This is a genomic window from Kitasatospora nipponensis, from assembly GCF_039528135.1.
Lineage (GTDB): Bacteria > Actinomycetota > Actinomycetes > Streptomycetales > Streptomycetaceae > Kitasatospora > Kitasatospora nipponensis.
This window is the reverse complement of record NZ_BAAALF010000737.1, coordinates 1-687: the sequence shown is the minus strand read 5'-3', so window position 1 is coordinate 687 and position 687 is coordinate 1. Positions and strand designations below refer to the sequence as shown.

The 687-nt window shown below is 66.2% G+C and carries 1 protein-coding gene; it reads left to right on the top strand.

The window, feature by feature from the left end; all coding sequences use genetic code 11:
• On the top strand, nt 1-687 hold a 687-nt coding region (locus ABD323_RS43025), incomplete at both ends, for an ABC transporter permease (RefSeq protein WP_344447478.1).

The window sequence follows — 687 nt, the reverse complement described above, 5'->3', positions numbered from 1 at the left end:
ATCAGCATGGTCACCTTCGCGCTGTTCTTCGCCATTCCGGCGGACCCGGCGCGCCTCTCCTGCGGCAAGGTCTGCACGCCCGAGAACCTCGCCCTGATCAAGCACAGCATGGGGCTCGACGAGTCGACGGCCATGCAGTTCTGGCACTGGTTCAGCGGGATCTTCACCGGCCGTGACTTCTCCGCCGGCCACTGCGACGCCCCCTGCTTCGGTTACTCCTTCGTCAAGCAGGAGATGATCACCGACGTCCTGCTGGACCGCTTCCCGACCACGCTGTCGCTGACCGTCGGCTCGGTCATCGTCTTCCTGATCTTCGGTATCGGCACCGGCATGCTGGCCGCCCACAAGCAGGGCAAGGCCGCCGACAAGATCGCCAGCGCCGCCTCGCTGATCGCCTCCTCGATGCAGATCTACGTGGCCGGCCCGCTCGCCCTGGTGATCTTCGTCTACTCCACCGACTGGCTGAAGCAGCCGAGTTACACCCCGATCACCGAGGACCCGATCGGCTGGTTCACCGGCCTGCTGGTCCCGTGGATCGTGCTCTCGCTGATCTGGACCGCCAACTACACCCGCATGACGCGCTCCTCCATGGTCGAGCAGCTGTCCGAGGACTTCGTGCGGACCGCGCGGGCCAAGGGCCTGTCGGGCCGTTCGGTCTTCCTCCGGTTCGCCTGGCGCGGCGCGATG